25 protein-coding genes, 1 tRNA gene and 2 pseudogenes are annotated in these 24,954 nt (G+C 66.2%); 10 read left to right on the forward strand and 18 right to left on the reverse strand.

Annotation, left to right across the window (positions count from 1 at the left end; all coding sequences use genetic code 11):
• Window positions 1-112 (forward strand): annotated as a pseudogene (locus GTK09_RS27610) (IS630 family transposase); the annotation flags it as partial.
• Between the two features lie 403 nt (window positions 113-515).
• Here the strand turns inward: GTK09_RS27610 and pyk are convergent.
• The 3 genes from pyk to GTK09_RS22760 form a co-directional block, all read right to left on the reverse strand.
• On the reverse strand, window positions 516-1,952 hold the full coding sequence (gene pyk, locus GTK09_RS22750) for a pyruvate kinase (protein WP_163465705.1): 1,437 nt from the start codon (window positions 1,950-1,952) through the stop codon (window positions 516-518).
• On the reverse strand, window positions 1,949-2,422 hold the full coding sequence (locus tag GTK09_RS22755; RefSeq protein WP_163465706.1) for a DUF1036 domain-containing protein: 474 nt from the start codon (window positions 2,420-2,422) through the stop codon (window positions 1,949-1,951). The genes pyk and GTK09_RS22755 overlap by 4 nt, the downstream gene beginning before the upstream one ends.
• A 61-nt stretch (window positions 2,423-2,483) precedes the next feature.
• Window positions 2,484-3,530 (reverse strand): DMT family transporter, encoded by a 1,047-nt coding sequence (locus GTK09_RS22760; protein ID WP_246218081.1) that lies wholly within the window; start codon window positions 3,528-3,530, stop codon window positions 2,484-2,486.
• A gap of 206 nt (window positions 3,531-3,736) precedes the next feature.
• Here GTK09_RS22760 and GTK09_RS22765 point away from each other — a divergent pair, with 206 nt between their 5' ends.
• Both GTK09_RS22765 and GTK09_RS22770 read left to right on the forward strand, forming a co-directional pair.
• The gene (locus GTK09_RS22765) at window positions 3,737-4,045 is read left to right on the forward strand and encodes a DUF1244 domain-containing protein (RefSeq protein WP_163465707.1); all 309 of its coding nucleotides are present in this window, start codon (window positions 3,737-3,739) and stop codon (window positions 4,043-4,045) included.
• A 214-nt stretch (window positions 4,046-4,259) separates the two neighbouring features.
• The gene (locus GTK09_RS22770) at window positions 4,260-4,520 is read left to right on the forward strand and encodes a DUF2312 domain-containing protein (RefSeq protein ID WP_163465708.1); all 261 of its coding nucleotides are present in this window, start codon (window positions 4,260-4,262) and stop codon (window positions 4,518-4,520) included.
• 158 nt (window positions 4,521-4,678) lie between these two features.
• Here GTK09_RS22770 and GTK09_RS22775 read toward each other — a convergent pair whose 3' ends face one another.
• From GTK09_RS22775 to GTK09_RS22790, 4 genes and pseudogenes are all read right to left on the reverse strand, one after another.
• Window positions 4,679-6,733 carry an NAD(+) synthase gene (locus tag GTK09_RS22775; protein ID WP_163465761.1) on the reverse strand — a complete coding sequence of 685 codons (2,055 nt, stop codon included), beginning with the start codon at window positions 6,731-6,733 and terminating at the stop codon, window positions 4,679-4,681.
• 35 nt (window positions 6,734-6,768) lie between these two features.
• Window positions 6,769-6,912, reverse strand: a pseudogene (locus GTK09_RS27615) (CinA family protein); the annotation flags it as partial.
• Window positions 6,913-7,181: 269 nt separating this feature from the next.
• The gene (locus tag GTK09_RS22785) at window positions 7,182-8,126 is read right to left on the reverse strand and encodes a sulfotransferase (protein ID WP_163465710.1); all 945 of its coding nucleotides are present in this window, start codon (window positions 8,124-8,126) and stop codon (window positions 7,182-7,184) included.
• Between the two features lie 266 nt (window positions 8,127-8,392).
• A tRNA-Leu gene (locus GTK09_RS22790) sits at window positions 8,393-8,477 on the reverse strand.
• A 323-nt stretch (window positions 8,478-8,800) separates the two neighbouring features.
• Here GTK09_RS22790 and lipB point away from each other — a divergent pair.
• Complete coding sequence (lipB, locus tag GTK09_RS22795; protein WP_246218083.1) at window positions 8,801-9,595, forward strand: lipoyl(octanoyl) transferase LipB; 795 nt, start codon at window positions 8,801-8,803, stop codon at window positions 9,593-9,595.
• A 57-nt stretch (window positions 9,596-9,652) separates the two neighbouring features.
• Here the strand turns inward: lipB and GTK09_RS22800 are convergent, their stop codons facing one another.
• Window positions 9,653-9,931 (reverse strand): acylphosphatase, encoded by a 279-nt coding sequence (locus tag GTK09_RS22800; RefSeq protein ID WP_163465712.1) that lies wholly within the window; start codon window positions 9,929-9,931, stop codon window positions 9,653-9,655.
• A gap of 165 nt (window positions 9,932-10,096) precedes the next feature.
• Between GTK09_RS22800 and GTK09_RS22805 the strand changes: the two genes are divergently transcribed.
• The 4 genes from GTK09_RS22805 to GTK09_RS22820 all read left to right on the forward strand — a co-directional run bounded on the left by GTK09_RS22805 (window position 10,097) and on the right by GTK09_RS22820 (window position 13,385).
• Window positions 10,097-10,558: a YaiI/YqxD family protein gene (locus GTK09_RS22805; RefSeq protein ID WP_163465713.1), complete on the forward strand. Its 462-nt coding sequence runs from the start codon at window positions 10,097-10,099 to the stop codon at window positions 10,556-10,558.
• 107 nt (window positions 10,559-10,665) lie between these two features.
• Window positions 10,666-11,514, forward strand: a complete 849-nt coding sequence (locus GTK09_RS22810) for a cytochrome b/b6 domain-containing protein (RefSeq protein ID WP_163465714.1) — start codon at window positions 10,666-10,668, stop codon at window positions 11,512-11,514.
• A complete protein-coding gene (locus GTK09_RS22815) occupies window positions 11,511-12,293 on the forward strand; it encodes a molybdopterin-dependent oxidoreductase (RefSeq protein ID WP_163465715.1) in 783 nt (260 codons plus the stop codon). Before GTK09_RS22810 ends, GTK09_RS22815 begins: the two co-directional genes overlap by 4 nt.
• 120 nt (window positions 12,294-12,413) lie before the next feature.
• A complete protein-coding gene (locus GTK09_RS22820; RefSeq protein ID WP_163465716.1) occupies window positions 12,414-13,385 on the forward strand; it encodes a sensor domain-containing diguanylate cyclase in 972 nt (323 codons plus the stop codon).
• 122 nt (window positions 13,386-13,507) lie between these two features.
• On the opposite strand, the gene GTK09_RS22825 is transcribed toward GTK09_RS22820, so the two are convergent.
• The 3 genes from GTK09_RS22825 to GTK09_RS22835 form a co-directional block, all read right to left on the reverse strand.
• Window positions 13,508-14,245, reverse strand: a complete 738-nt coding sequence (locus tag GTK09_RS22825; protein WP_163465717.1) for an ATP12 family chaperone protein — start codon at window positions 14,243-14,245, stop codon at window positions 13,508-13,510.
• Between the two features lie 70 nt (window positions 14,246-14,315).
• Window positions 14,316-14,981, reverse strand: a complete 666-nt coding sequence (locus GTK09_RS22830) for an HAD-IA family hydrolase (RefSeq protein ID WP_163465718.1) — start codon at window positions 14,979-14,981, stop codon at window positions 14,316-14,318.
• A 7-nt stretch (window positions 14,982-14,988) separates the two neighbouring features.
• A complete protein-coding gene (locus tag GTK09_RS22835) occupies window positions 14,989-15,978 on the reverse strand; it encodes an RluA family pseudouridine synthase (protein ID WP_163465719.1) in 990 nt (329 codons plus the stop codon).
• Between the two features lie 218 nt (window positions 15,979-16,196).
• On the opposite strand from GTK09_RS22835, the gene GTK09_RS22840 reads away from it, so the two are divergent.
• Window positions 16,197-16,508: a BrnT family toxin gene (locus tag GTK09_RS22840; RefSeq protein WP_163465720.1), complete on the forward strand. Its 312-nt coding sequence runs from the start codon at window positions 16,197-16,199 to the stop codon at window positions 16,506-16,508.
• The gene (locus tag GTK09_RS22845) at window positions 16,465-16,731 is read left to right on the forward strand and encodes a CopG family antitoxin (protein ID WP_163465721.1); all 267 of its coding nucleotides are present in this window, start codon (window positions 16,465-16,467) and stop codon (window positions 16,729-16,731) included. The genes GTK09_RS22840 and GTK09_RS22845 overlap by 44 nt, the downstream gene beginning before the upstream one ends.
• 76 nt (window positions 16,732-16,807) lie before the next feature.
• Here GTK09_RS22845 and GTK09_RS22850 read toward each other — a convergent pair whose 3' ends face one another.
• The 7 genes from GTK09_RS22850 to GTK09_RS22880 form a co-directional block, all read right to left on the reverse strand.
• A complete protein-coding gene (locus tag GTK09_RS22850; protein ID WP_163465722.1) occupies window positions 16,808-17,773 on the reverse strand; it encodes an NAD-dependent epimerase/dehydratase family protein in 966 nt (321 codons plus the stop codon).
• Between the two features lie 31 nt (window positions 17,774-17,804).
• Window positions 17,805-18,182, reverse strand: a complete 378-nt coding sequence (crcB, locus tag GTK09_RS22855) for a fluoride efflux transporter CrcB (protein WP_163465723.1) — start codon at window positions 18,180-18,182, stop codon at window positions 17,805-17,807.
• Window positions 18,183-18,268: 86 nt separating this feature from the next.
• Window positions 18,269-19,882 (reverse strand): BCCT family transporter, encoded by a 1,614-nt coding sequence (locus GTK09_RS22860; protein WP_163465724.1) that lies wholly within the window; start codon window positions 19,880-19,882, stop codon window positions 18,269-18,271.
• Window positions 19,883-20,185: 303 nt separating this feature from the next.
• Window positions 20,186-21,484, reverse strand: a complete 1,299-nt coding sequence (locus GTK09_RS22865; protein WP_163465725.1) for a replication-associated recombination protein A — start codon at window positions 21,482-21,484, stop codon at window positions 20,186-20,188.
• Between the two features lie 91 nt (window positions 21,485-21,575).
• A complete protein-coding gene (locus GTK09_RS22870) occupies window positions 21,576-23,153 on the reverse strand; it encodes a DegQ family serine endoprotease (RefSeq protein WP_163465726.1) in 1,578 nt (525 codons plus the stop codon).
• Between the two features lie 110 nt (window positions 23,154-23,263).
• Window positions 23,264-23,416: a hypothetical protein gene (locus tag GTK09_RS22875; protein ID WP_163465727.1), complete on the reverse strand. Its 153-nt coding sequence runs from the start codon at window positions 23,414-23,416 to the stop codon at window positions 23,264-23,266.
• 254 nt (window positions 23,417-23,670) lie between these two features.
• The gene (locus GTK09_RS22880; RefSeq protein WP_163465728.1) at window positions 23,671-24,693 is read right to left on the reverse strand and encodes an NAD-dependent epimerase/dehydratase family protein; all 1,023 of its coding nucleotides are present in this window, start codon (window positions 24,691-24,693) and stop codon (window positions 23,671-23,673) included.
• Between the last annotated feature and the right edge of the window lie 261 nt (window positions 24,694-24,954).

A 24,954-nucleotide genomic window follows, 5' to 3' on the forward strand; every position in this document is an offset into this window, starting at 1 on the left:
GGCCGCCCGCACTCTGGACCAACTCTGGCGGGCCGTCGGCGACATCTGCGCCCTCTTCACACCCGACGAATGCTGGAACTACTTCAAGGCTGCAGGCTGTGTTGCAGATTAAACGCCCGACGCTCTAGGATATGATCCAACTGCCCGATTTCGCGGCTTTAACCCGACCTCGGCGTCATTCTCGGGACAAGCCCTGCAGCTTTCGCAAAATCGCCAAAAAACGCCTTCAGACGGCTCGATGCGAAGCAGGTGAGCGACAGCGGCGTGCACACTCTGGAGGCGCCAACCCCAACGCGCCGTCATTCTCGGGCCCCGTCCCGAGAATCCAGAGATCGTCGGGCGCTTTTTGCTTCAGCGGCAGAGGGCGTTAGCGGTCAATGCAGCGGCGGCCGCCCCTGGATTCTCGGGACGGCGCCCGAGAATGACTAAGCGTCAGGACCCACGCGACGACAAAGAACCTGCTCTGGTCGGCGACCGAAACGCAACCGGCGGCGTTTCGGTCCCGATCCCTCTCATCACACCGCCGACAGCCCGTCCGAGCCGATATAGGCCATGCGCAACAGGTTGGTCGCGCCCGGCGTCCTGAGCGGCACGCCGGCGGTGATGATGACGCGGTCGCCGGACTTGGCGTATTTCTGCTCGACGGCGATCCGGCAGGCCCGGTTGACCATGTCGTCGAGGTCCTGGGCGTCCTCGGTGACGACGCAGTGCAGCCCCCAGACCAGCGAAAGCCGCCGCGCCGTGGCGAGCACCGGCGACAGCGCGACGATCGGGATCTGCGGCCGCTCGCGGGCCGTACGCAGACCGGTGGTGCCCGTGGCGGTATAGGTGACGATGGCGGCGACGCCGAGCGTCTCGGCCATCTGCCGTGCGGCGAGCGACACGGCGTCAGCTCCCGTCGCTTCCGGCTCCGGGCGCTGGGCGAAGATGATGCCCGGATAGAGCGGGTCCTTCTCGACGCATTGGGCGATGCGGTCCATCGTCGCCACCGCCTCGACGGGATAGTCGCCCGCCGCCGATTCGGCCGACAGCATGATCGCGTCGGCACCCTCATAGACCGCGATGGAGACGTCCGAGACCTCGGCGCGGGTCGGCACCGGAGCGGAGATCATCGATTCCAGCATCTGCGTCGCCACGACCACCGGCTTGCCGGCCTTGCGGCACGCTCGGGTGATACGCTTCTGGATGCCCGGCACGGCTTCGAGTGGCAGCTCGACGCCGAGATCGCCGCGCGCCACCATGATCGCGTCGGAGAGTTCGATGATCTCGTCGAGCCGTTCGACCGCCTGCGGCTTTTCGATCTTCGACAAGAGGAACGCTCGGCCGCGGGCGATCTTGCGCGCCTCGGCCAGATCGTCCGGCCGTTGGATGAAGGACAGCGCCACCCAGTCGACGTCGGCGGCGAGCACCGCGTCGAGATCCTTCCGGTCTTTGTCGGTCAAGGCGCCGGTGGCGAGCGTCGTGTCCGGCAGAGAGACGCCCTTGCGATCGGAGATCTTGTCGCCGGCCACCACCTTGCATTCGATGTGATGGCTGTCGGTGGCGACGCATTCGAGCTGCAGCCGCCCGTCGTCGATGAGCAACCGGTGGCCGACCTCGACGGCCTCCAGGATCTCCGGGTGCGGCAGTTGCACGCGGTTCGCGTCGCCCGGCTCGGGATTGTCGTCGAGGGTGAAGGTCTGGCCGAGCGTCAGCGCCACCTTGCCCTCGGCGAACTTGCCGACCCTCAGCTTCGGTCCCTGCAGATCGGCGAGGATGCCGATCGGCCGGCCGACATCGCCCTCGACCTTGCGGATCCGCCCGACGAGCGCGCGCATCAAGTCGTGGTCGGCATGGCTCATATTGATGCGGAAGACGTCTGCCCCCGCCTCGTGCAGCTTGCGGATCATCTCCTCGGACGAGGAGGCAGGCCCCAAGGTCGCGAGGATCTTGACCCTACGGTTGCGTCTCATTGATTCCCCGATTCATTTCGCGGGGCCTCGGTGAGCTGTACCATCCAGCTCGCCTGCTCCCCAGTGTCGTATTCCCGGAAACCCGTGCGCTGATAGCCGCGCTTGAGGCAATCCTGGCGTCCGGTGATCTTGAATTCGTTCTCGGCGATGCAGAGATCGACCGGCCCCGCCCAGCGGCTGCGGCCGTCGGCGTCCTCGGCATAGACGTAATAGTAGCGCGAGGAGAGCGGTCCTTCGATGATCGACTTGCAGGTCGTCGCCGGAATCCGCCACCAACCTTCGGTGGTCCAGCCGGCCTCGACGCGGTAGCCGATTGCGACGCCGACGAGCGACTGGGTGCCGTTGCACACCCGAAAGTCCGCCCGCGCCCCGACCGCCGTCACGGGCGCGCTCAGCATGAAGCCGGCGGCGGCCAGAAGGGCCAGTCGGAAGGGCTTCGGCAGCGCTGCGATGACGCCAGCAAGCTTCATGTGAAATGTCCTGAAATCGATCAACTCTCAATCCGCAGTTTTTGCGTTGCGTCAGGCCCTGTCAACGGCCGGAAACTCCCGTGGCATCATCTCTAACACGCCGTGATGACGCGGGGATGGTGCGGCGCGGCCGCGCCACGAAGATGCCGATCAAAATGATGCACCCGCCGGCGATCTGCGCCGGCTGCGGCGTCTCGCCCGCGAAGACCCAGGCGAACAGCGCCGCCGCCACGGCTTCGACGAAGATCACCAGCGACGAGAAGGAAGCCGATAGCACGCCGAGCGCGATGGACAGAAGCCCCTGGCCGCCGGCATGGCTGACGAGGCCGAGCGCGGCGATGTTCATCGCGCCCGTGGAAGTGGCTGGAAGCAGCTCCTCGCCGGAATAAAGCGCGATCGGCAGAAGGATCGCCGCGGTAACGAGGCTGGAGACGAGCGTCGTCGTGCCGGCGCCCAGCCCGCCCCGCGCCTTCCGGACGGCGAGAAAATAAAGCCCGAAGAACAGCGAGGTGGCGAGGCCGAAGCTGTCGCCGAGAAGCGAGCCGGCGCCGGTGCTCGATTGCAGGATCAACAGCCCGGCGCCGGGAACGCAGATCAGGAGCCCCACCCAGGTCCTGCGACCGACCGCTTCGCCGATCGTCATTCGTGACAGCAGCGCCACCCAGAGCGGCGCGAGACAGGCGAAGAAGGTCGCGTTGGCGATCGTCGTGTGGACGATGGCGAGATGCCAGAAGGCGAGATCGCCGGCGAAGAACAGCCCGGCGAGCCCGAGAACCCGCGGATCGACGGGCATTCGGCCGGCTGCCGAGCGCCGCCGCTGCCCTCGCCTTTCCACCATCGCCCAGAGGGCGAGCAGCGGCAAAGCGGCGAAGACCCGCCAGAAGGCGCTGGCGAAGGGCCCGACCTCGGCCTGCCTGACGAAGACCGGCGATATCCCCATCGCCGCCGCGCCGAGGATCAAAAGCCCCAGCGCCATGCCGGCCGTCATCACCGGTCGGGCCATGGCCGCGTCGACGACGGCCACGGTCGCCGTTCCCGCCGTCGCCGCCGTCTCGTCCGATGCTGCGGCGAGCGTCGCTCCGGGCGGTCGTGTCTCGTACTGGCTCATGGAGGCGAAGGGCTCCGGCGATTCGGTGGAGCGAACATGATGCCGCCACCCACATAAGCCGCTTGTCGTCCTGCCGCAAAGCCGCTCCACCCCCGACGCTCGCGCCGCGCCTGCGCCCATCCCGCCCTCGCCCTTCATTCCAAGTGTTGATGCCGACCGCCCGAAGGCCGATATCAGCCGGAGTACGTGAACAAGGGAGACAGGACATGCAGGATTTGTCCGAAGGCCAGCGCATCGCCCTCGAAGCCGCCGCTTTCCGCCGGCTCCGCGATCATCTGCGGGAGCGCACGGACGTGCAGAACATCGACCTGATGAATCTCGCCGGCTTCTGCCGCAACTGTCTGTCGAACTGGTACCGCGACGCCGCCAAAGCCGATGGCATCGCGATGAGCAAGGAGGAATCCCGCGAGATCGTCTACGGGATGCCCTATGACGAATGGCGGGAGAAGCACCAGCGCGAAGCCTCCGCAGAGGCCAGTCAGGCCTTCGCCGCCAACGCGCCCAAGAACCACTGACGCAGGAAGCCGAGAGCCTCACGTCGGCGCCGGCCCCGGTTGCCGGCGCCCGGCGACGCTCCGTTTGCCGAAGTCGCGGTCTTCATCCTCGCTCTCCACATCCGCCATCCGACCGCCCGGTTCGTGCCGCCCTCGACGCCATGGTAACGAAAGCCTTAGGAAAGCCCGTTAAAGGCTGGCGACCCAACAAGGTCCATGAAAAACGGAGTGCCACATGTCTGACGTCAACGGAGTCGCGCAGGATCAGCTCCGCTCCTTCGTCGAGCGGATCGAGCGTCTCGAAGAGGAAAAGAAGACGATCTCGGACGACATCAAGGACGTCTATGCCGAGGCCAAGGGCAACGGCTTCGACACCAAGGTGCTGCGCCGGGTCATCTCGCTGCGCAAGCAGGACGCCGACGAGCGCAACGAGCAGGAGGCGATTCTCGACCTGTACATGCAGGCACTCGGCATGGCGCCGGCCGTCCAGGAGTAGTCGAGACAACGCCTCTCGTCACGGTGCGCGGCCCATGTTGCGGCCGCGCCGCCCTTTCCGGCTCCTCGACTTCACAGTGCGAGCCACCAAGGGCATCGGCCGCCGCACTGGCGGTACGTCGCGCTCCGGCCTGGCGCGTTGGTCCGCCGCCCCTGCACTCACAGACCCTTCGGCAGGGCCGCGCGCAGCTCGGCGATCCAGGGGGCGGCCGTGCCATCGGACGGCGCGCGCCAGTCGCCGCGCGGCGACAGGCTGCCCCCGGCGGAGACCTTCGGCCCGTTCGGCAGCGCCGAGCGCTTGAACTGCGAGGTCTGGAAGAACCGCATCAGGAAGCTCTCGAGCCACTTGGCGATGGTCGCCAGATCGTACTCGTTGCGCGATCCCTGCGGAAACTCCAGCGGCCACAGCCCGGCCTCGGCATCCCTCCACGCGTGCCAGGCCAGGAAGGCGACCTTGGAGGGCGACTGACCGTAGCGCGCGATATGGAAAAGAAAGAAGTCGTGCAGCTCGTAGGGCCCGATCTTCGACTGCGTGCTCTGGATTGCGCCCGTGGCATCGGCCGGCACCAGTTCAGGCGAGATCTCCGTGTCGAGGATCTGTGTCAGTAGCTCGCCCGTCCGCCGGTCGAACTGCTGCGTCCGGACCGTCCAGCGAATCAGATACTGGACCAGCGTCTTGGGAACACCTGCATTGACGTTGTAGTGGCTCATCTGGTCGCCGACGCCGTAGGTGCACCAGCCGAGCGCCAGTTCCGACAGATCGCCGGTGCCGATCACGAAGCCATGGCGCTGGTTCGCCAGCCGGAAGAGATAGTCGGTGCGCAGCCCCGCCTGAACGTTCTCGAAGGTGACGTCATAGACGGGTTCGCCTGACGCGAAGGGATGGCCCATGTCGCCGAGCATCTGCCGCGCCGCAGGGCGGATGTCGATCTCTTCGGACGCGACGCCCAAAGCCTCCATCAGGCCGAGCGCGTTCGCCTTCGTCTCGTCCCCCGTGGCGAAGCCCGGCAGGGTGTAGCCAAGGATCGTCGAGCGCGGCAGGCCCATCTGGTCGCAGGCCTTGGCCGCGACGATGAGGGCGTGGGTGGAATCGAGGCCGCCGGAAACGCCGATGACCATATGGTCGCCCGGGGTCGCCTCGAACCGCCGTCGCAGGCCCTCGACCTGGATGTTGAACGCCTCGAAACAGTCCTCGTCGAGCCGCTCGCGCGAATTCGGGACATAGGGGAACCGGCGCAGCGGCCGAACGAGCCCGATGTCGCCGGCGGTCGGGGCGTAGTCGAACCGGACCCGGCGGAACGACTTCTCGGGATGGCCGCGAAGAGCGGCGGCATCGTTGAAGGTGGGGGTGCGCAGACGCTCCTGCCGCAGCCGGGCGACGTCGACATCGCCGACGATCAGCTGCGGCGGCTGAGCAAAACGCTCGGACTGGGCGATGAGATCACCCGCCTCGTAGATCGTGCCCTGCCCGTCCCAGGCGAGGTCCGTCGTGCTCTCGCCGCGGCCGGCGGCGGAATAGACATAGGCGGCCATGCATCGCATCGATTGCGCGGCCGACAACAAATGCCGGTCGGCCGATTTGCCGACGACGATGTTGGACGCCGACAGATTGCAAAGCAGCAGCGCGCCGGCCAGAGCGCCGTCCGTCGAGGGCGGCGCCGGCGACCAGTAGTCCTCGCAGATCTCGATGTGAAAGACGAAGTCGGCAAGACCGTTCGCTTCGAACAGGAGATCGATCCCGAACGGCGCGATCCGCCCCGCAACCTCGATCTCCAGGCCCGTCATCCCCGCACCCGACGCGAACCAGCGCTTTTCGTAATATTCGCGGTAGTTGGGGAGAAACAGCTTCGGCACGACGCCGAGGATGCGCCCCCCGGCGATGGCAAGCGCACAATTGTAGAGGCGGCCGTTGCGCCGCAGTGGAGCCCCGACGAGCAACACCGTGCGCAGCTTCTCGCTCGCCCCGCAGATCGCGGCGATCCCGTCTTCGACGGCATCGAGCAGCGCGTCCTGCATAAGCAGATCGTCGATGGCGTAGGCCGACAGGCAAAGCTCGGGAAAGACCAGCAGATCCAGATGTCCGGCATCGGCCTCGGCAGCCTGCGCGATGATTGCGGCAGCATTCTTTGCGGGATCGGCGACGAAGACGTTCGGCGTCGCCACGCCGACGCGGACGAAACCGTGGCGATGGATCGACTGGAACGGGGCAGCCATCGAAGCCTGATCGTTTTTCGCCTGTTCGGTCGGGGTCAAGCTATCATCTCCCTGATCATCAGCAGAGCCGTGCGCAAGCATTTGGCCCGGATCGGATCACGACCGATATCGCCGAAATGCTCCACCTTGCGCAACGTCTCGCGGCCGCGGCGGGCACAGGCAAACCACACGAGGCCGACCTCGTCATCGGGGCCGCATGTCGGTGCGGGCCAGGCGGCTTCTCCTCGAAAGCCGGCGCTCGGGCACCGTGGACGGTGCTTCCGCCCGGGCCTTCTCGATCTCCATCAACGGAGCCCGAATCCTGTCCACCACGTGGCAGGCGGATTCGCCGCAAATTCTCCCGGCCGCCGCCGGAGCCGTCGCCGCATTCACGATCCGGAACTGATGACGCTGCTCATCCTTCGGGCGGATTCGCCGGACCTGGAACCTAAGCCAAACCCTTTCGATGTCAGGCGCGAAAGCGCGACATCAGGGTCCTCCGCACCTTCTTCGTCACATCGACCAGGCCGGGTCGGGCCTTCGACCCCGCTTCGTCGGAGAAATGCGACAGCCAGCGGCTCGGCGGTTCGAGACCGAGTTCGCTCAGCTCTGTGACGATCCTCTCCACGTCCGATCTGAAGAGTCCCGGGAACCATTCCGGCATGGGGATCGCGGTGGACTCGGCGTAGCGCCCATTCACGACCTCGGCCGGATAATCGTACGGTTCGAGGCCGAGATGCTCCTCCATCTGACGCAGCCAGGCATGCCGGTCGCTGTGGATGTCCTCGAAGAAGAACAACCGCAGCTCTTGCTCGGAAAGTGCCTCACGCAGGCGGCGTATCGTCGCGCCGTATTCGCCGTGCTTCCACATGTCGTCGCGCCGCACATAGGCTTCGAGCTGTTCCGGCGTCCATTTCCAGATCCCCTCGTTCCGGCCGGCGGTCTGAGTGTTGAAGCGGACATGCGACCAGAGCCGCTCGATGGGGTCGCGCATCGTGAAGATGACCCGCACCGTTCCGGCCACGCGGTGGACGTGGTCCCACCCCGATGGGCCGAGATGGGCGTAGAGATTGCTGAAGTCGGAGCGATAGACGTCGCGCGGACGCTCGTCGAACAGATCGGCATACCAGCGGTCGTCGATCGGCTCGTTCAGATACTTCGCGGTCCATAAAAGGCGGCGACGGACGCTGGCCGGGCTGTGACTCTCCGGGTCGACGGCGGCGTAGGACTTCGCGCGGGCGAGCCGCTCCCGCGCCGAGAGCGCGGTCTCGCCCGGCAGATGCACATGGGCGAAATAGTGAATTTCCTTGGCGTGGGACGAGATGATTTTCGGATGCCGATTGAGGACACGATGCATCCACGTCGTGCCGGATTTCATGGCCCCGACGCTCAGGAGAAGATTGTCGATCAGCAAAAGTCTCGAAGTCCCAATTCGCGTTCGTTGGCGATCATGGCCGACAGGCCTCCGCCATGCAATGTCGGCCGCGCCGCCAGCGGACCGATGGCCCTTCGCGTGAAATGTCCCGACCCGAGGAGGAATTCGGTTCCCCGGTCGTCGGGAATCGGACTTTGTCGGAATCTGCGCGTCGACGGAAATCCCTGTAGGCTGCGCCTGCCAAACGCGAAAAGCGCCAGCAGAAGCTGCTGTCGCCCGAACGTCGATATCACCGGGAAAAAGGCTGGTGCGGTCGAGAAGACTCGAACTTCCACGGGTTGCCCCACAGCGACCTCAACGCTGCGCGTCTACCAATTCCGCCACGACCGCACGCCGTGTTGCCGAGGGCCGTAAGCCGTCGGTGGCGGGCGTGTAACAAGACTTTTCAGGCGGCACAAGGGCTAACTTGGCAGGTCGGCCGGAAATCACCCGCCGACGCAGCAATGACCGCCGCAGTGCGCCCGAAACGCTCAGATCGGTCTCGTCCGCAGATCTCGCGCCCCCGTCATCACAAGGTTTCCGGTCGGCAGGGCTTCACGCCGCCAGGGCCGGGCCGCCACCGGGAAGCGGACTGGCGTGGATGGCGCGGCCCGATTCGCCTGCGCTCCGCCGCGCCCCGTTTCGCCCGGCGCCTTATTCGCTATATGGAGACGATGACACCTTCTCATTCTTCTCGTTCGCAGGATCCCGCTTCTCAGTCGCAGGATCCCGGCCCTTCGTCGGCACCACGGCTCGGCGCGGCAACCGACGCGTTTTTCGCGCAGCCGGGCAGCCCCCCCGTCGAATGGCACGTACTCGAGGGCGTGACGCCCTACGAGGAAGCCCTGGCGGCCATGGAGGCGCGGGTCGGCGCCATTGCCGACGGCCGGGCGAGCGAGGCGGTCCTCCTTCTGGAGCATCCGCCGCTCTACACCGCTGGAACCGGCGCGCGGGACGGCGATCTCCTCGATCGGCGATTCCCTGTGTTCGCCGCCGGCCGCGGTGGCCAGTACACCTATCACGGCCCGGGCCAGCGGGTGGCCTATGTCCTCCTCGACCTCAAGCGTCGCCGCCAGGACGTCCGCGCCTTCGTCGCCGCGCTGGAAGCCTGGATCATCGCGACGCTCTGGGAATTTCACGTCGCCGGCGAGCGGCGGGAGGACCGGGTCGGCGTCTGGGTGCGGCGGCCCGAGCGCCCCGTCGCCCCGGACGGCGCCACCGCCGAGGACAAGATCGCCGCCATCGGCATTCGGGTGCGCCGCTGGGTGACGTTCCACGGCATCTCGCTCAACGTCGATCCCGACCTGACGCATTTCTCCGGCATCGTCCCCTGCGGCATCCGCGGCCACGGGGTCACCAGCCTCGCCGATCTCGGGATCCTGGCCTCCATGCCGGAGGTCGATGGCCTCCTGCGCAGGAATTTCGAATCGGTGTTCGGGATGACGGTGGACGCGCCGTCCGTCCGCTGACCCAGCTGCGCCGGTTCTCTCACTGGCCGGGCGCCGCGAGGCGCTCGACCGTCGACGTCACTCGGTCGCCCGGACCTCGAACGGCCCTTCATAGGCCTCGACCTCGCCGATCACCCGGATATCGTTGACGCTGCTGCAGGCCGGTCCCTCCCGCAAACGTTCGAGCATCGCCTCGACGGCGGCCTCCTCGCCGCTGATAATCGCTTCGACCGCGCCCGAGCGGCGATTGCGCACCCAGCCCGACAGGCCCAGCCGGCCTGCCTCTTCCTCGGCCCAGGCGCGGTATCCCACTCCCTGGACCCGGCCGGTAATTTCGACATGCAGGCTTTTCGTCATCGGCTGTGATCCCTTCCGGTCCAGTATCAGGCAATTCGCATCCGCAGCATAGCCCGCCGATATCTGCTTGCGTGCCAGGTCTCGTGCGACGGCGCGGCGGGTCTTTGACCGGCAGCAGGAATTGCCGCAAACCTGCTCGATCCGGACCAGAATGGATTTTCGCCGATGCACACCCTCTACGTGGATGCCGACGCCTGCCCCGTGAAGGACGAGGCGGTCGACGTCGCCAGCCGCCGGCAGCTTGCCGTCGTCATCGTCTCGAATGGCGGCATCCGGCCGTCGCGCTACCCTGAAGCCCGCATCGTCGTCGTGCCGGACGGGCCGGACGTCGCTGACGACTGGATCGTCGACAACTGCAAGGCCGGCGACGTCGTCGTCACCGCCGACATTCCCCTGGCCTCGCGCGCATTGGAGAAGGGCGCGGTCGCGCTCGGTCCGACGGGGCGTGAGTTCACCCCCGAGACCATCGGCTCGGCTCTGTCGATGCGGGCCTTCAATCAGCATCTTCGCGAGACGGGCGAATCGAAGGGCTACAACGCGTCCTTCTCCGCCGCCGACCGGGCCCGGTTTCTCGAGGCCCTGCACCGGATCCTGACGCGGCTCACCGGCCAGCCCCCATCACGATAAGGAGAGGTCGTTGAAACCTTCCGGCCCGGCTGGACGAATGGCTCGTAACGACGCCGGCCGGCGGAACTCGTCGGTCCCGCGCGATGCTGCATAGGGAGATCCCCAAGATGGTGACGCTCACCGAGGCCGAGGCTTCCGAGAATAACCTGCCGAAAGGCGGAGGGGCGCTCGTCTACCGCCAGCGCCTCGCCACCCGGCTGACGCACTGGCTCTGGGCCATCAGCCTGTTCTTCATGCTGCTCTCCGGCCTGCAGATCTTCATGGCGAGGCCGGATCTCTATATCGGTCAGCAGTCTGGCTTCGGCTTCGACAACACGGTCCTGTCGATCGGCGCCCGCCAGGTCGACGGCGAGATGCAAGGGGTGACGACGCTCTTCGGCACGAGCTTCGACACCACCGGCTGGCTGGGCCTCGTCCCGCAGGGCGACGGTCTCGCCCGAAAGGCCTTTCCGGGCTGGCTGACGGTCCCCGGCTACCGGGATCTGGCCACCGGCCGGGTCGTCCACTTCTTCTTCGCCTGGCTCCTCGTCGCGACGCTCTTCGTCTGGCTGATCGCCAGCGCGTTCAACGGCCACCTGCGCGAAGTGTGGCCGAGCGGCCGGGAGCTGAAACACCTGCCGCGCGACGTCGCCGACCATCTGCGCCTGCGCTTCGTCCATGACGGCCGCTACAACGTCCTGCAGAAGCTTTCCTATGCCGGCGTCCTTTTCGTCGCCTTGCCGCTGATGATCCTCACCGGCCTCACCATGTCGCCCGGCGTCGTCGCCAAGTTCCCCATCCTGCTCGACGTCTTCGGCGGCCGGCAGACTGCTCGGACGCTCCACTTCGTCGTCATGATCGCCCTCCTCCTGTTCTTCGTTATCCACATCCTGATGGTGGTGCTCGCCGGCCCGCTCAACGAGCTGCGATCGATCGTGACCGGCTGGTACCGCACCACCCCGGAGAAACGCCCATGACCCGCCTCGCCCTCAGCCGGCGCCGCTTTCTCACCGGCGCGGCGCTCGCCTCCACCGCGACCCTCGCGGGCTGTTTCGACCCGCTCGGCGATCGCGACTCGACCGTCCGCAACGTCCTCGAGACGGCGAACTCCCTGACCTACCGCGCCCAGCGCCTGCTGCTCGGGAGCGACGATCTTGCCCGGGAATATTCCGAAAGCGAGATCCGCCAGCCGCAGCGGCCGAACGGCTCCACCAATCCGCGGGACGCCGACTATCTCGCGCTCGCGAACCAGAACTTCGCCCCTTATCGGCTGAAGATCTCCGGCCTCGTCGAGACGCCGGTCGAATTCTCGCTCGACGAGATCCGGGCGATGCCGAGCCGCACCCAGATCACCCGGCACGACTGCGTCGAAGGCTGGAGCTGCATCGCCAAATGGACCGGCGCCCCGCTCGCCTCGCTGCTCCAGCAGGCGAAAGTCAAACCCGCCGCGCGGTTCGTTCTGTTCGAATGCTTCGACACGGTCGAGAACGGCTTCAGCGGCCCGATCAAGTATTACGAATCCATAGACCTGCGCGATGCCCTCCATCCCCAGACGATCCTCGCCTATGGCCTGAACGGCGATGTCCTGCCCGTCGCGAACGGCTCGCCTCTCAGGGTCAGAGTCGAGCGACAGCTAGGTTACAAGATGGCAAAATATATCCGTTCCTTGGTCGTCACCGACGACCTGCACGGTCATGGCGACGGCGGCGGCGGCTATTGGGAGGATCGCGGCTACGAATGGTTTGCCGGCATCTGATTTTTGACTTCACGATTGCTTGCTTTCCGTGCGTCAGCCACGGCTCCCACAACCTCCAATTAAATATATGTTATGGAAGGTCTGCTTTCCTGATGGCGAGGCGGTGGGAGAGCTTTTCGAATGAAGGCGAAGAAACACCATAGCGACTTCGCGGTGCGCTTGATGGAGCATCTGGTCGTCCCGACCTTCGTTCTCGATCAGACCGGCCACGTGATCATCTGGAACAAATCCTGCGAGCGGCTGACGGGGATCGCAGCCGCAGACGTCATTGGTACCAAGCGCCACTGGACCGGATTCTATACCGAGGAGCGCCCTTGTCTGGCAGACCTCGTCATCGCTCACGGGGGATCGCAGATCCCCTCGCTCTACACGGTCGACTGTTCGACCGATCCCGACCGCGACATTTTTTCGGCGGAGAACTGGTGTCATCTGCCGATCGTTGCCGGGTTGCGGTATCTCGCCATCGACGCCGGCCCGATCCACGACGAGGATGGCAAACTCATCGCCGTCGTCGAAACGTTGCGCGACATCACCGTCCAGAAGGAAGCCCAGGACAAGCTGGAAGTCCTGGCCCGGCAGGACTCGCTGACGGGCATACCCAATCGTCGGCTGTTCGACGAGTATCTCGAGGCGGAGTGGCAGATCGCCACCGGAACGAACCACCCCCTTGCTCTCCTGATGATCGATATCGACCACTTCAAGGCTTATAACGACACGCTCGGGCATCTCGCCGGAGACCATTGCCTGAAGCGCATCGCCGAGCTCATCAGCGCCCAGACCCGCCGGGAATGCGACGTCTGCGCCCGCTATGGCGGCGAGGAATTCGCCGTCATCCTGCCGCGCACGGATCTTGCCGGAGCCGTGGCCGTCGCCAAGCGGATCGCCCGGGCCGTCAGTCTGGCGCGGATCCGAAATCCTGGGCTCGGCCCGACGAGCAAGCTGACGATGAGCATCGGCGCCTCGGCCTACGACGCCGACAACCGTCCCATCTCGCCGGACGAACTTCTCCGGTCGGCGGATGCGGCCCTCTACGCCGCCAAACAGTCCGGCCGTGCCTGCGTGCGCACACCGTCGTCGCTGCGGGCCGCCTGAGACGTCGTCCGGAAAGTCCTCGGGGGGCCCGGCGAGTCAGGAGGTCGGCTCGGCCGCTGGTATTAGTCGTGGACCGCACCCCCGGTGGTGATTTCTCGCAGGAAGGCCAGCCAGCGATTCGATCAGCCTGCGCGGCGCGAATCCAGGATCGCTGCCGCTGCCTGCATCTCCTGCCAGCGCATGGCCCGACGCGCCGTCGCCTCGTCGTCGGCGCCCCACTGCTCGACGTTCCAATCCTCGTCGAGATGGGCGAGTGCCCAGGCCTCCTCGGCCGTCAGCCTGCCGTCGGCAAGAGCGAACGCCAGCAGCGCCGAGCCGGTGAGCGTGGTGACCTGGTGGAGCGCGGCGACCGCAAAGCCGTCCGCGAAGGTCGCGACATGCCGGCGCACCGCCGAAAGCGAATCTTCCGGCTGGGCGACGTGCATCACCCCTTCCGTCAGGACGAACCGCACCCCGAGCCGATCCTTCGCCCAGTCGAGCACGGGGTCCCAGCGCTGGCGCTGGCGCACGGCCAGCCCCTCCGGCTCACCGGCGCGGTAGAACAGCATATCCGTCTCGGCGAACCGGGCGACATCCGCCGCCACCGGCTCAGGATCGTCGAGGATGCCGTCGATCGTGGTGTTGACGAGCCGGGTCATCGGCATGGTGCCGGGATCGATTCGTTCCTGCTGCGCGTCCCATTCCGCCCGGACGGCCTCCGCCACCGTGCGGCTGGGAACCGCCAGCGGCTTGCGCGCCGGCGTCTTCATCGGTCGCTTGTCGAGCAGGATGGTGAAACCGTCCGGCGTCTCGATCACGTCGACGATCTGGTAGAAGCGCTTCGGCAGATCCGGCCGGGCGAGAAGCGGGTTGTTCGACATTGGGGGCCCTTTCGATGACGATCGACCGCGAAAAGTCGTTTCGTTTGAAGTCGAGCCGGCGACGCTCCCGTCAGCCGGCGAGAAACGCCTCGATCGACCGGCTCAGCGCTGCGACGTCGCGGGCGATCTCGTCGGCCCCTGCCGCGTGCATCAACTCTGGCGAATGGCTGCCCCAGGTGACGCCGAACGCCCTTGCCCCCGCCGCCTTGGCCATCTCCATGTCGAAGGTCGTGTCACCGACGACCACCGCCCGCTCCGCGCCGATGCCGAATTCGGCGCAGCATTCGAGCACCATCGCCGGATGCGGCTTCGACGGACAGTCGTCGGCGGTGCGCACGGCAGCAAAACACTCGGCGATACCGTGATGGGCCGTCAGCGCCGCGACGCCCCGGCGGGACTTGCCGGTGACCATGCCGACGAAGACCGCGTCCCGCGCCGACAGATCGCGCACCAGTTCGGCCATGCCGGCAAACAGCGCCTCGGTAAAATCCGGCCGGGCCCGCTCGGCGCGATACTCGATGCGGTAGCCTTCCGCCACCTCGCGCACAGCCGCCTCGCCGAGCCCCGGCCGCAAGGCCTGCACGGCGGTCTCCAGGGACAGGCCGATGATCGCCCGGGTCGCCTCCGGCGCCGGCGGCTCCAGATCGAAGCGCCGGAAGGCGCGCTCCATGATCGCGCAGATCAACCCGGCCGAATCGGCGATCGTGCCGTCGCAGTCGAAGAGAACGGCCTTCATGGCAGCCTCAGTCCCCCAGCTGGGCTTCGTCGAAGCCGAACAGGTTGAAGGTCTGGACCATGTGCGGCGGCAGCGGCGCGACCTGATCGATCACGCCCTTGCCGTCCGGATGCGGAATGACGATCCGCCGGGCATGCAGGTGCAGCCGCATCTGCACCCCGCCGGGAAACTCCCAATTGGTGTCGTGCTCGAAATATTTCGGATCGCCGATGATCGGATGGCCGATATGGAGGGCGTGGACGCGGAGCTGGTGGGTGCGGCCGGTATGGGGCTGCATCTCCAGCCAGGCGAAGTTCTGCGCCAGCTGGTCGATCACCCGGTAGTAGGTCAGCGCATGGTCGGCGCCGTCGTCGCCATGCTGGGCGATCCGCATGCGGTCGCCGTCCGCCGTCTGTTCCCGGGCGAGATAGGTGGAGACCCGCCCCTCATGCGGAACCGGGACACCCTTGACGATCGCCCAGTAGTGCTTCTGCGTGTCGCGCTCGCGGAACGCCTTGGTCAGCTGCATCGCCGCGCCTCGCGTCCGCGCCACCACCAGGATGCCCGTCGTGTCGCGGTCGATGCGGTGGACGAGCCGGGGCTTTTCGCCCTTCTTGTTGCGCCAGGCTTCCAGCATCATGTCGACGTGGCGCACGACGCCCGAGCCACCCTGGACGGCGAGCCCCGCCGGCTTGTTGAAGACGAAGACCTTGTCGTCCTCGTAGATCAGCATCTTCGACAGGACCTCGCCGTCCTCCCGGTGCTTCATGGTGTTGGCGGTGAGCGGCTTGGTATCGAGGGTCTTGGCATCGCTGCCGACCGGCGGAACTCGCACCATCTGCCCCGGCTGGACCCGCGTGTCCGACTTCGCCCGCCCACCATCGACGCGGATCTGGCCGGAGCGCAGGAGCTTCTGCAGATGGCCGAAGCCGAGCCCCGGATAATGGAGCTTGAACCAGCGGTCGAGCCTGAGCCCCGCCTCGTCCTCCTCCACCCGCTTCTGCTCGACAGTCGCCATTTCGCGCCTTGCGCCTCTGTTTTGTATTGGTTGTTCGCCGTTTCCTAAAGAAAGCCGGAGCGATGGGCAATGAAGGTCGTGAATTTGCCGGACGTTGGGCCCCGCCGGGCAATCCATGCGCACGTCGAAATCGTCACTCACATGACGTCGATCGACCGGTGTCGCAACCGAAATGACCCAGCCTTGAAACGTACATACAAACGTGCATTTCTTGAGAAATGCAGGTCATCGGGTTCGAGTGGGATTCCGGAAACTGGCCCAAATGCGGCAAGCACGGTGTCGATCGCCAAGAGATCGAGCGTGCGGTCCGCGTGGCGGACTTTCGCGTCGTCAACCCGCATCCGTCTGAAGAACGTTGGCGAATCGCCGCTCCCGCCGCATCGGGTCGCTACGTGTTCGTCGTCATCGCCTATCGGGAGACGCCGGAAGGAACGTTCATCCGGCCCATCAGTGCCCGCTATATGCATCAGGAAGAGGTCGATCTTTATGAGCAGCAAAGACAAAAAGCCTTGGCCAAGTCTTCCAAGTGATGAAGCGGCCGAGCAGTTCGTCGCCGAAGCCGATCTAACCGCCTATGACTGGAGCCAGATCGAGCCGATCCACCACGAGTTCGACGACAAGTCGGCTCGCGTCACCATGCGCATGCCGGAACGCCAGCTTGCGGCGATCAAACTCGAGGCTGCGCGGCGGGGTATGAAATACCAAAGGTTCATGCGCGAACTTCTCGACCGCGGCCTGCAGTCGCTCCGCTGACCAGACAAGCGCCCTCGAAGCGATCCCGCGACCACTCCTCCTGCTCGTTGCCGACAGCGTGGAGGCAGAGGCACGGTCACGTCGAGGCCGATGCCTCTTCCTTCGGAGACACATAAGCCGGATCATGGTGGAACGGCAGCTCGCCGCCCTCCTCCACAGCCTGGAGGATCGCGGCGAAATCCGTCCGGCAGCGAAAGCCGAGGACGCGTTCCATGCGGCCCGCGTCATAGACCCGGCCGATCGATCGCGGCAGTTGCCAACCCCTCTGCGCGTATAGCTCCGCCGCTTGCGGAAAATGCCGGGCGATGACCGCCGATGCATCTTTCTTCAACTCGCCCACCTCCGACCGCTCGAACGGCGTCGGCGCCGAGACGACGAAGATCTCGAAGCCGAGCTCCGGCGCCCTGTCGAGGGCCGCGACATGGGCGCTGGCCGCATCTTCCACCGTCAGCCGGCGGTTGAGAAATTCGTTGGCCTTGAGGTTCTCCCCCGGCAGGTCGTCGATCGTGTCGTCCTCTTCGGGAAAGAACCTCGCCGTCCTGAGAACCACGGCGTTCAACCCGTGCTCGGCGTGAAACAGCCGACACAGCCCTTCCGCCGCGAGCTTCGTCACCCCATAGATGTTCCGCGGCGCCAGCGGCCCGGTGCTCTCGTCGAGCCAGACCGCCGCCTCGCCCGCCTCTTCACGGATGGCTTGCGAGATCATCAGCGACGTCGTCGAAGTGAACACGAAGCGGTCGTGCCCGGCGCGAAGGGCCGCCTCCAGGAGGTTCAGCGTCCCCGACACATTGACGTCGACGAAGGCCTGCCGGTCGTAGCGGGCGATGTCCGGCTTGTGCAGCGCGCCGGCATGGATCACCGCCTCGATGGCGTGTTCGGTGAAGACCCTTTCGACCAGCGCCCGCTCCGCAACGGTGCCGACGACGTCGGTGTCGGCGCCTGGCGCGACGTCGAGGCCGATGACGACGTCGCCCCGCGCCTTCAGCTTCGGCGCCAGGAACCGGCCGAGCCAGCCGGAGGATCCGGTCAGTAGAATGCGCATCCGGCGCTCCTGGTGATGTCTCGACGCATCGTCACGCCAACGCCCGCACCAGCGCGAGCCCGGCGAACAAGGCGGCCACCCCGACGACGACAGAGCCGATCACATAGACGGCCGCCAGCACCAGGTCGCCGCGTTCGTACAGGAAGGCCGTGTCGAGCGAGAAGGACGAGAAGGTGGTGAAGCCGCCGAGAACGCCGGTGGCGAAGAACAGCCGCAATTCGTCCGAGGCCCCGAAGCGCCGCGCCAGGAGCTCGATGAAGACGCCCATGACGAAGGAGCCGAGGACGTTGACGAACATCGTGCCATAGGGAAACCCGGCGCCGAGAAGCCGCAGTGCGGCCATCCCGGAAAGATGCCGCAATGCCGCGCCGATGCCGCCGCCGAGCGCCACGATGAGGACGTTGTACATGCTCGAACTACCCGAACGTTTCGCTTGAACGAAAAGCGGCCGGCGCATGATGCGCCGGCCGCCAGATAGCGACTTCTCCGGTCAGATCAGACCTTGTAGCCCTTGGCCTTCATCTTCTCGAGGAAGGGCTGCTTGCGCTCCTCCGCGAGCCCCTTCCAGGTCGACCAGCACAGGAACAACAACAGGATCGCGAAGGGAAAGCCCGTGGCGATCGCCGCGCCCTGCAGCGCTGCCAGCCCGCCGCCGAGCAGAAGCGTGATCGCCACGAGGCCCTCGAACGTCGCCCAGAAGATCCGCTGCGGCACCGGCGCGTCGATCTTGCCGCCGGCCGTGATCGTGTCGATCACCAGGGAGCCCGAGTCCGACGAGGTGACGAAGAAGACGATGACGAGAACGATGCCGATGAAGGAGGTGATCTGGGCGAGCGGCAGCTGGCCGAGCATCTCGAACAGCTTCACCTCGAGATCGGCGTCGACGATGCCGGAAAAGCCGCCGATCGTCTCGGTCAGCGCGGTCCCGCCGAAGACGGTCATCCAGATGATCGACACGATGGTCGGGATGATCAGGACGCAGGTGATGAATTCCCGCACCGTGCGGCCGCGCGACACCCGGGCGATGAACATGCCGACGAAGGGTGACCAGCTCATCCACCAGGCCCAGTAGAAGGTCGTCCAGCCGGTGCGATAGCCATCGTCCATGCGGCCGAACGGGTTCGACAGCGGAATGAACTCTCGCGCATAAGCCACTGTATTGCCGAAGATCCCCTGCACCAGCTGCCAGGTCGGTCCGACCAGGAAGACGAACACGAGGAGCAACAGCGCCAGCACCATGTTGATTTCGGACAGGCGCCTGACGCCGGCGTCGAGGCCCGCGACGACCGAAACGAGCGCGACGCCGGTGATGAGGGTGATCAGAACGACGTTGCTGACCATTCCGTCCGGAATGCCGAAGAGATAGTTGAGGCCACCGGCCGCCTGTTCCGCCCCGAAGCCGAGCGAGGTGGCAAGACCGAACAGCGTCGCGAAGACGGCGATGATGTCGATGATGTGGCCCGGCCAGCCCCACGCCCTGTCACCGAGCAGCGGGTAGAACGCCGACCGCATGGTCAGCGGCAGGCCCCAGTTGTAGCTGAAGAAGGCCAGTGCCAGCGCCACCACGGCGTAAATCGCCCAAGGGTGCAGCGCCCAGTGATAGATGGTTGCGGCCATGCCCAGCCGGCGCGCCGCCTCAGTGTCGCCTGGCGCGCCCATCAGTGGGGCGTCGGCGCCACCTGCCATGGCAGCGGAAAAATGCGTGACGGGCTCGGACACGCCGTAGAACATCAGACCGATGCCCATGCCGGCGGCAAACAGCATGGCGAACCAGCCGAAATAGCCGAATTCCGGCTGCGCGTCCTGGCCGCCGAGCCTTACCTTGCCGAGCGGCGAGACCACCAGAACCAGGCAGAACAGGACGAAGATGTCGCCGGCGAGAATGAACAGCCAGTCGAAGGTCGAGGTGATCGCCGGGCGCAGCCAGCCGAAGAAGCCGTCGGCGAGCCCCGGGAAGAGCAGCGCGAAGGCGACGAACGCGATGATCACGCTTGCCGAGATCGGGAAGACCGGATTGTGAATGTCGAGCCCGAAACGCTGGATATTGTCCTGACCGACTTCGTAGTCGGTCACGGACACGTCGGGTATCTCAGTCTGTTGCGATGACATCGAGACCTCGTCGTTGGAATGAAAAAAGCGCCCGTTTGGGGCGCACGAATGATGAGCCGAGAAACGGCCCGTGTCCATGTGGACTTTAAAATGGCTTAAGGTCGCAATGATCAACCCGTCAGGGCCGGTTTTCGCCGGCTTTCTGCCCCAATTCGGCAGAAACTTTCGAAAGCCGCCACGAAGACCGGCTATCCGCAGCGCTCGTGCGGCAGAATTGAACGGTGAAGTGTCGTTGTTTTCGCGGTGACGGAGCGTCCCGGTCGAAGTTTCCGCAAGGAGCATGGCGGCCGATTCACCCTGGGCTCATCTGCCCCCGCGCTCGCGCCGCAGCCTGTCGAGCCGTGCCAGATGCTCGCCGAGCCTCAGCTCCCGGCCACGATCGGTCGGCTGGTAGAAGCGCTGGCGGCCCATCTCCTCCGGAAAGTAGTCCTGGCCGGAGAAACCGTCGGGCTGGTCGTGGTCGTAGAGATAGCCGGTCCCGTAGCCCTCTTCCTTCATCAGCTTCGTCGGGGCGTTGAGGATGTGCTTGGGCGGCAGCAGAGAGCCGTGCTCCTTCGCCGCCCGCATCGCCGCCTTGTAGGCGACGTAGACGGCGTTCGACTTCGGCGCGGCGGCGAGATAGGCCGTCGCCTCGGCCAGCGCCAGTTCCCCTTCGGGAGAGCCCAGATAGTCGTAGGCGTCCTTGGCGGCGAGCGTCACCGTCAGGGCGTTCGGATCGGCAAGGCCGATGTCTTCCGATGCCATGCGCACCAGCCGGCGCCCGAGATAGAGCGGGTTCTCGCCGGCATCGAGCATCCGGCAGAGCCAATAGAGCGCCGCGTCGACGTCCGAGCCGCGCACCGCCTTGTGCAGCGCCGAGATCAGGTTGTAGTGCCCGTCCTGGCCTTTATCGTAGATCGGGGCCCGGCGCTGCACGACCGACAGCAGCGTCTCGGCATCCAGCACCTCGTCCTTGCCCGCCGCCCGCCAGACCTCCTCGGCCAGCGTCAGCACCGCCCGCCCGTCGCCGTCGGCAAGCTGCAGCAGCAGCTCGCGCGCCTGTTCGTCGAGGGGCAGCGCGCGGCCGGTCTCTTCCTCCGCCCGGTCGACGAGCCGCCCGAGGCTTTCCGGCCCGAGCGACCGGAAGGTCAGAACCCGCGCCCGCGAAAGCAGCGCGGCGTTGAGTTCGAAGGACGGGTTTTCCGTCGTCGCACCGACGAGAACGACCGTCCCGTCTTCCATCACCGGCAGAAACGAATCCTGCTGGGCGCGGTTGAAGCGGTGGATCTCGTCGACGAAGAGCAGCGTCGCCCGGCCGTTCTGCCGCCGCAGCCGCGCCGATTCGAACACCTTCTTCAGATCGGCGACGCCGGAAAAGATCGCCGAGATCTGCTCGAAGGCATAGTCCACCTGTCCGGCCAGAAGCCGCGCCACGGTGGTCTTGCCGGTCCCCGGCGGCCCCCAGAAGATCAACGAACCGAGACTGCCGTTGGCGAGCATGCGCGTGAGTGCGCCGCCCTCCCCGGTCAGATGCTCCTGGCCGACCACCTCCGACAATTTCTGCGGTCGCAGCCGGTCGGCGAGCGGCCGGGCGGCTGCGGGCTTTTTCTCGGCCCGGTTCATCGGCCCGTTCTCCGAGGTCGCGGCCGGGCTGCCGCCTTGCCGCGGCTTCGACGATGCCGGAGGTGGGTCGTCGCCGAAGAGGTCGCCCATCTCAGCGCACGACCTGAGTGAGACGCCGACCGCCCCGCTCGATGTCGAACTGCCAGCCGCGATAGTCCTCGCCGGCGATCGCCACCAATGACTTGGTCGAATCGACGCTCTCGCCATTGACCTCGAGCAGGATGTCGCCCGGCTGCAGGCCGAAGCGGGCGGCGAGCGAGCGCGGCGCGACCTTGGCGACGACCACGCCCGTGGCATCCTGCGGCAGCTGGAACTCGCCGGCGACCCGCGGCGAAAGGTTGTACACCGTCGCCCCGGCGAAAGGATTCCGCCCGTCGATCGTTTCCTCGTCGCGCGGCGGCGTTTCCGGCGCCTGTTCGAGCGGCAGCGTCAAGTCTCCGGTCTCGTCGGCGGAGAGCACCGCGAGCGCGACGCTCTGGCCGATCCCGCGCGTGGCGAAGCGATAGTTGAGCGCGTCTGGGTTGGCCACCTCCTTGCCGTCGGCCTTCATCACCACGTCGCCGACCTTGAGGCCGGCCTTGGCCGCGGGACCATCCGGATAGACCGACCGCACCAGCGCGCCGGTCGGGCGCGGCAGACCCAGCGCCTCGGCAATGTCTGCCGTCACCGGCGCGAAGTCGGCGCCGATGAACGGCCGCTCGTAGCGCCCGCCATTCTCCGCCGCGCGCACGAAGGTCGCGACCATGTTGGACGGGATCGCGAAGCCGATTCCATTCGAGCCGCCCGAGCGCGAAAAGATCGCCGTGTTGACGCCGACGAGCCGCCCGCTCATGTCGATGAGCGCGCCACCGGAATTGCCGGGATTGATCGCCGCATCGGTCTGGATGAAGAAACCGAAGTCGTTGACGCCGATGTGGTTGCGGGCGAGCGCCGAGACGATGCCGTTGGTCACCGTCTGGCCGATGCCGAACGGATTGCCGATGGCAAGCACCAGGTCGCCGGTCTGAAGATCGTCCGAATCGGCGATCGGGATGGTCGCGAACGGCCCGTCCCCGTCGATCTTCAGCACGGCGAGATCGACGGTGGCGTCCTTGGAGACCACCTTGGTGTCGAATTCCCGCCCATCGGCAAAGGCGACCTTCACCTCGTCGGCGCCCTCGACCACGTGGTTGTTGGTGACCACCAGCCCCGAAGCGTCGACGATGACGCCCGAGCCGAGGGACTGCTCCATCCGCGGCGGGTTGTCGAAGCGGTTGCCGAAGAACTGGCCGAAGAAGGGGTCGTCGGCAAAGGGCGAGCGCCGCGCCGCGACCTTGCGCGCCGCATAGACGTTGACGACGGCCGGCGCCGTCTTCTTGACCAGCGGGGCGAAGCTCAGCTTGATCTCTGCGGCCGAGGCGGGAACCCGCTCCTCAGCGGCTCCAGCCTCTGCAACCCGAAGCGGCCCGCCCCCGAGGTCCGCCACGTCGCTCTCGCCCCACTGGGGTCCGTCGTCGCGGCGCAACTCCCCCCGCAATCCGTCATCACTGCGGGAAAGGCGAACCGGCTCTAGGGTGCCGGACGGCGCGAACAGCTGGTGAAGGCTCGAGCCCTCGGACAGGACCGTGGGAGCCGCAAAAGCCGTCCCGATCAGAAGCACGGCGGCGAGCGCCAGGAATTTCAGCTTCATGTCATCCTCGAGCAAAGGCGCGAATCTCGAAGACGGGGATAGACCAGACGAATGCCACGAAAAAGGGGCCTCGAAGGCCCCTCATCCGTCTCATTTCGTGTGGCCGCGGCTTAGTTGCCGCTTGTGCCGACGATTTCGCTCGAAACGCTGTCGCCCGGCAGATCCGCCGTGGCGTAGCTCGCCGTCAGCACGCCAAAGGCGGCGATTGCGCCGAGGAGTGTCAGGAGGGTTCGACGCATGGTACTCCAGCCGGTCGTGTTCATTGTGCTCGCATCATTCATGAAGATTGTTTCAACCGCGTAAACGTTGCCACAATGTTGTGGCGGTCGCCCCATTCATGTCTTCAAAGGGTTAAGGCGCGATTTGGTTGCCTTGCTTCGAACGAAAAACGAATGTGCGGAGCCTATCGCACACGGGATCCCAAGCGGCGATGTCATTTCGGCCACAGTGAGCGCTTTGCCGGATGTGATCCTACCATTCCGGTTTACCTAGCGTCAATCATGACGATGCGCGTCGGTCAGTGCACGGCGCCTTTGTCGCGCAGACTGCGTGCCGCGGCAGCGATGGCATCCTTCGGGCCCCTCGGCGCGAAGCCGAGCATCGCTTTCGCCGGGTCGCACACCAGCGTCTTGCCGCGGCCGAGTTCGCCGACCACCGACCGTGCATCGGAACTGACCAGAGCCGCAAGCCGCACGACGAAATTCGGCAGGACGAACCGCGGCATCTTGTCCCCATAATCCGGCACGGCCTCGCCGATCGCCTTCCCAAACTCCAGCAGCGACAGTGTCCCAGCCGACAAGAGGAACCGTCGCCCGACCGCGCCTTCGGCGGTGAGCGCGGCGACATGGGCGGCCGCGACGTCCCTCACGTCGACGAAGCCGGAGGCAATGTCGGGCACGGCAGGCATCCGGCCCCGCATCATCAGCCGCACCAGCTGCATCGAGGCGCCGGCCTCGTCGTCGAGCAGCGGTCCGACGACGAGAACCGGGTTGATCGACACCATGTCGAGGCCACCGACCTTCGCCGCTTTCCAGGCCGCGGCCTCCGCTTCGGTCTTTGAGATGGCGTAAGGGGAAATGTCCGACGCCTCGACGTTCGACCAATCCGCCTCGCCGATGGTGCCGCTGTGCTCCTTGCCGTGGCCATAGGACATCGCCGCCACCGACGAGGTCATCACCAGCCGCCGCGCGCCCGCCCGCGCCGCCGCCTCGACCACCCGCACCGCCCCGCCCTTGGCCGCCGGCACCAGCGCCTGGCGGTCGCGCGGCTGTCGAAGCGGCAGAGGTGAGGCCATGTGGCAGACCAAGTCGCAGCCCGCCGCGGCCTCGTCCCAGCCATCGTCGCGCATCAGGTCGGCGGAGACGATTTCCAGCTGCGAGACATCGGCTCCATTCTCGGCAAGCGTCCGCCGCAGCTTCTCGCCCTTCTCCGCCGTGCGGACGGTCCCGCGAACGCGGTATCCGGCATCGAGCAGCTGCAGCGCGACATGCTTGGCGATGAAGCCCGATGCGCCGGTGAGGAGGACACGCTCTTGCGTCATGGTCTGGTCGCTCTCGCTCGTGATTGGTCGGCCCCCGCTCGCGACATTTCGATGCCGGTGCTCGAAGGCACGCGGCGGATGTCGATCCACAAGATCGGCCTGTAAGTCTTTGCCCGGATTGTCGTTATTCCCGCCCAAAGGTTTTCGAGCAATTTCCAGGAGAGTGATCGCATCCAGGCATGCCCGTGTGGTCTTGCCGGAAACCTGTGGGGGCTCTCAGCCGTTCCCGTGAAGGCGAAGAACCAAGGCCAAACGGCGGAC

The organism is Jiella pacifica (assembly GCF_010500815.1).
Taxonomy (GTDB): domain Bacteria; phylum Pseudomonadota; class Alphaproteobacteria; order Rhizobiales; family Rhizobiaceae; genus Jiella; species Jiella pacifica.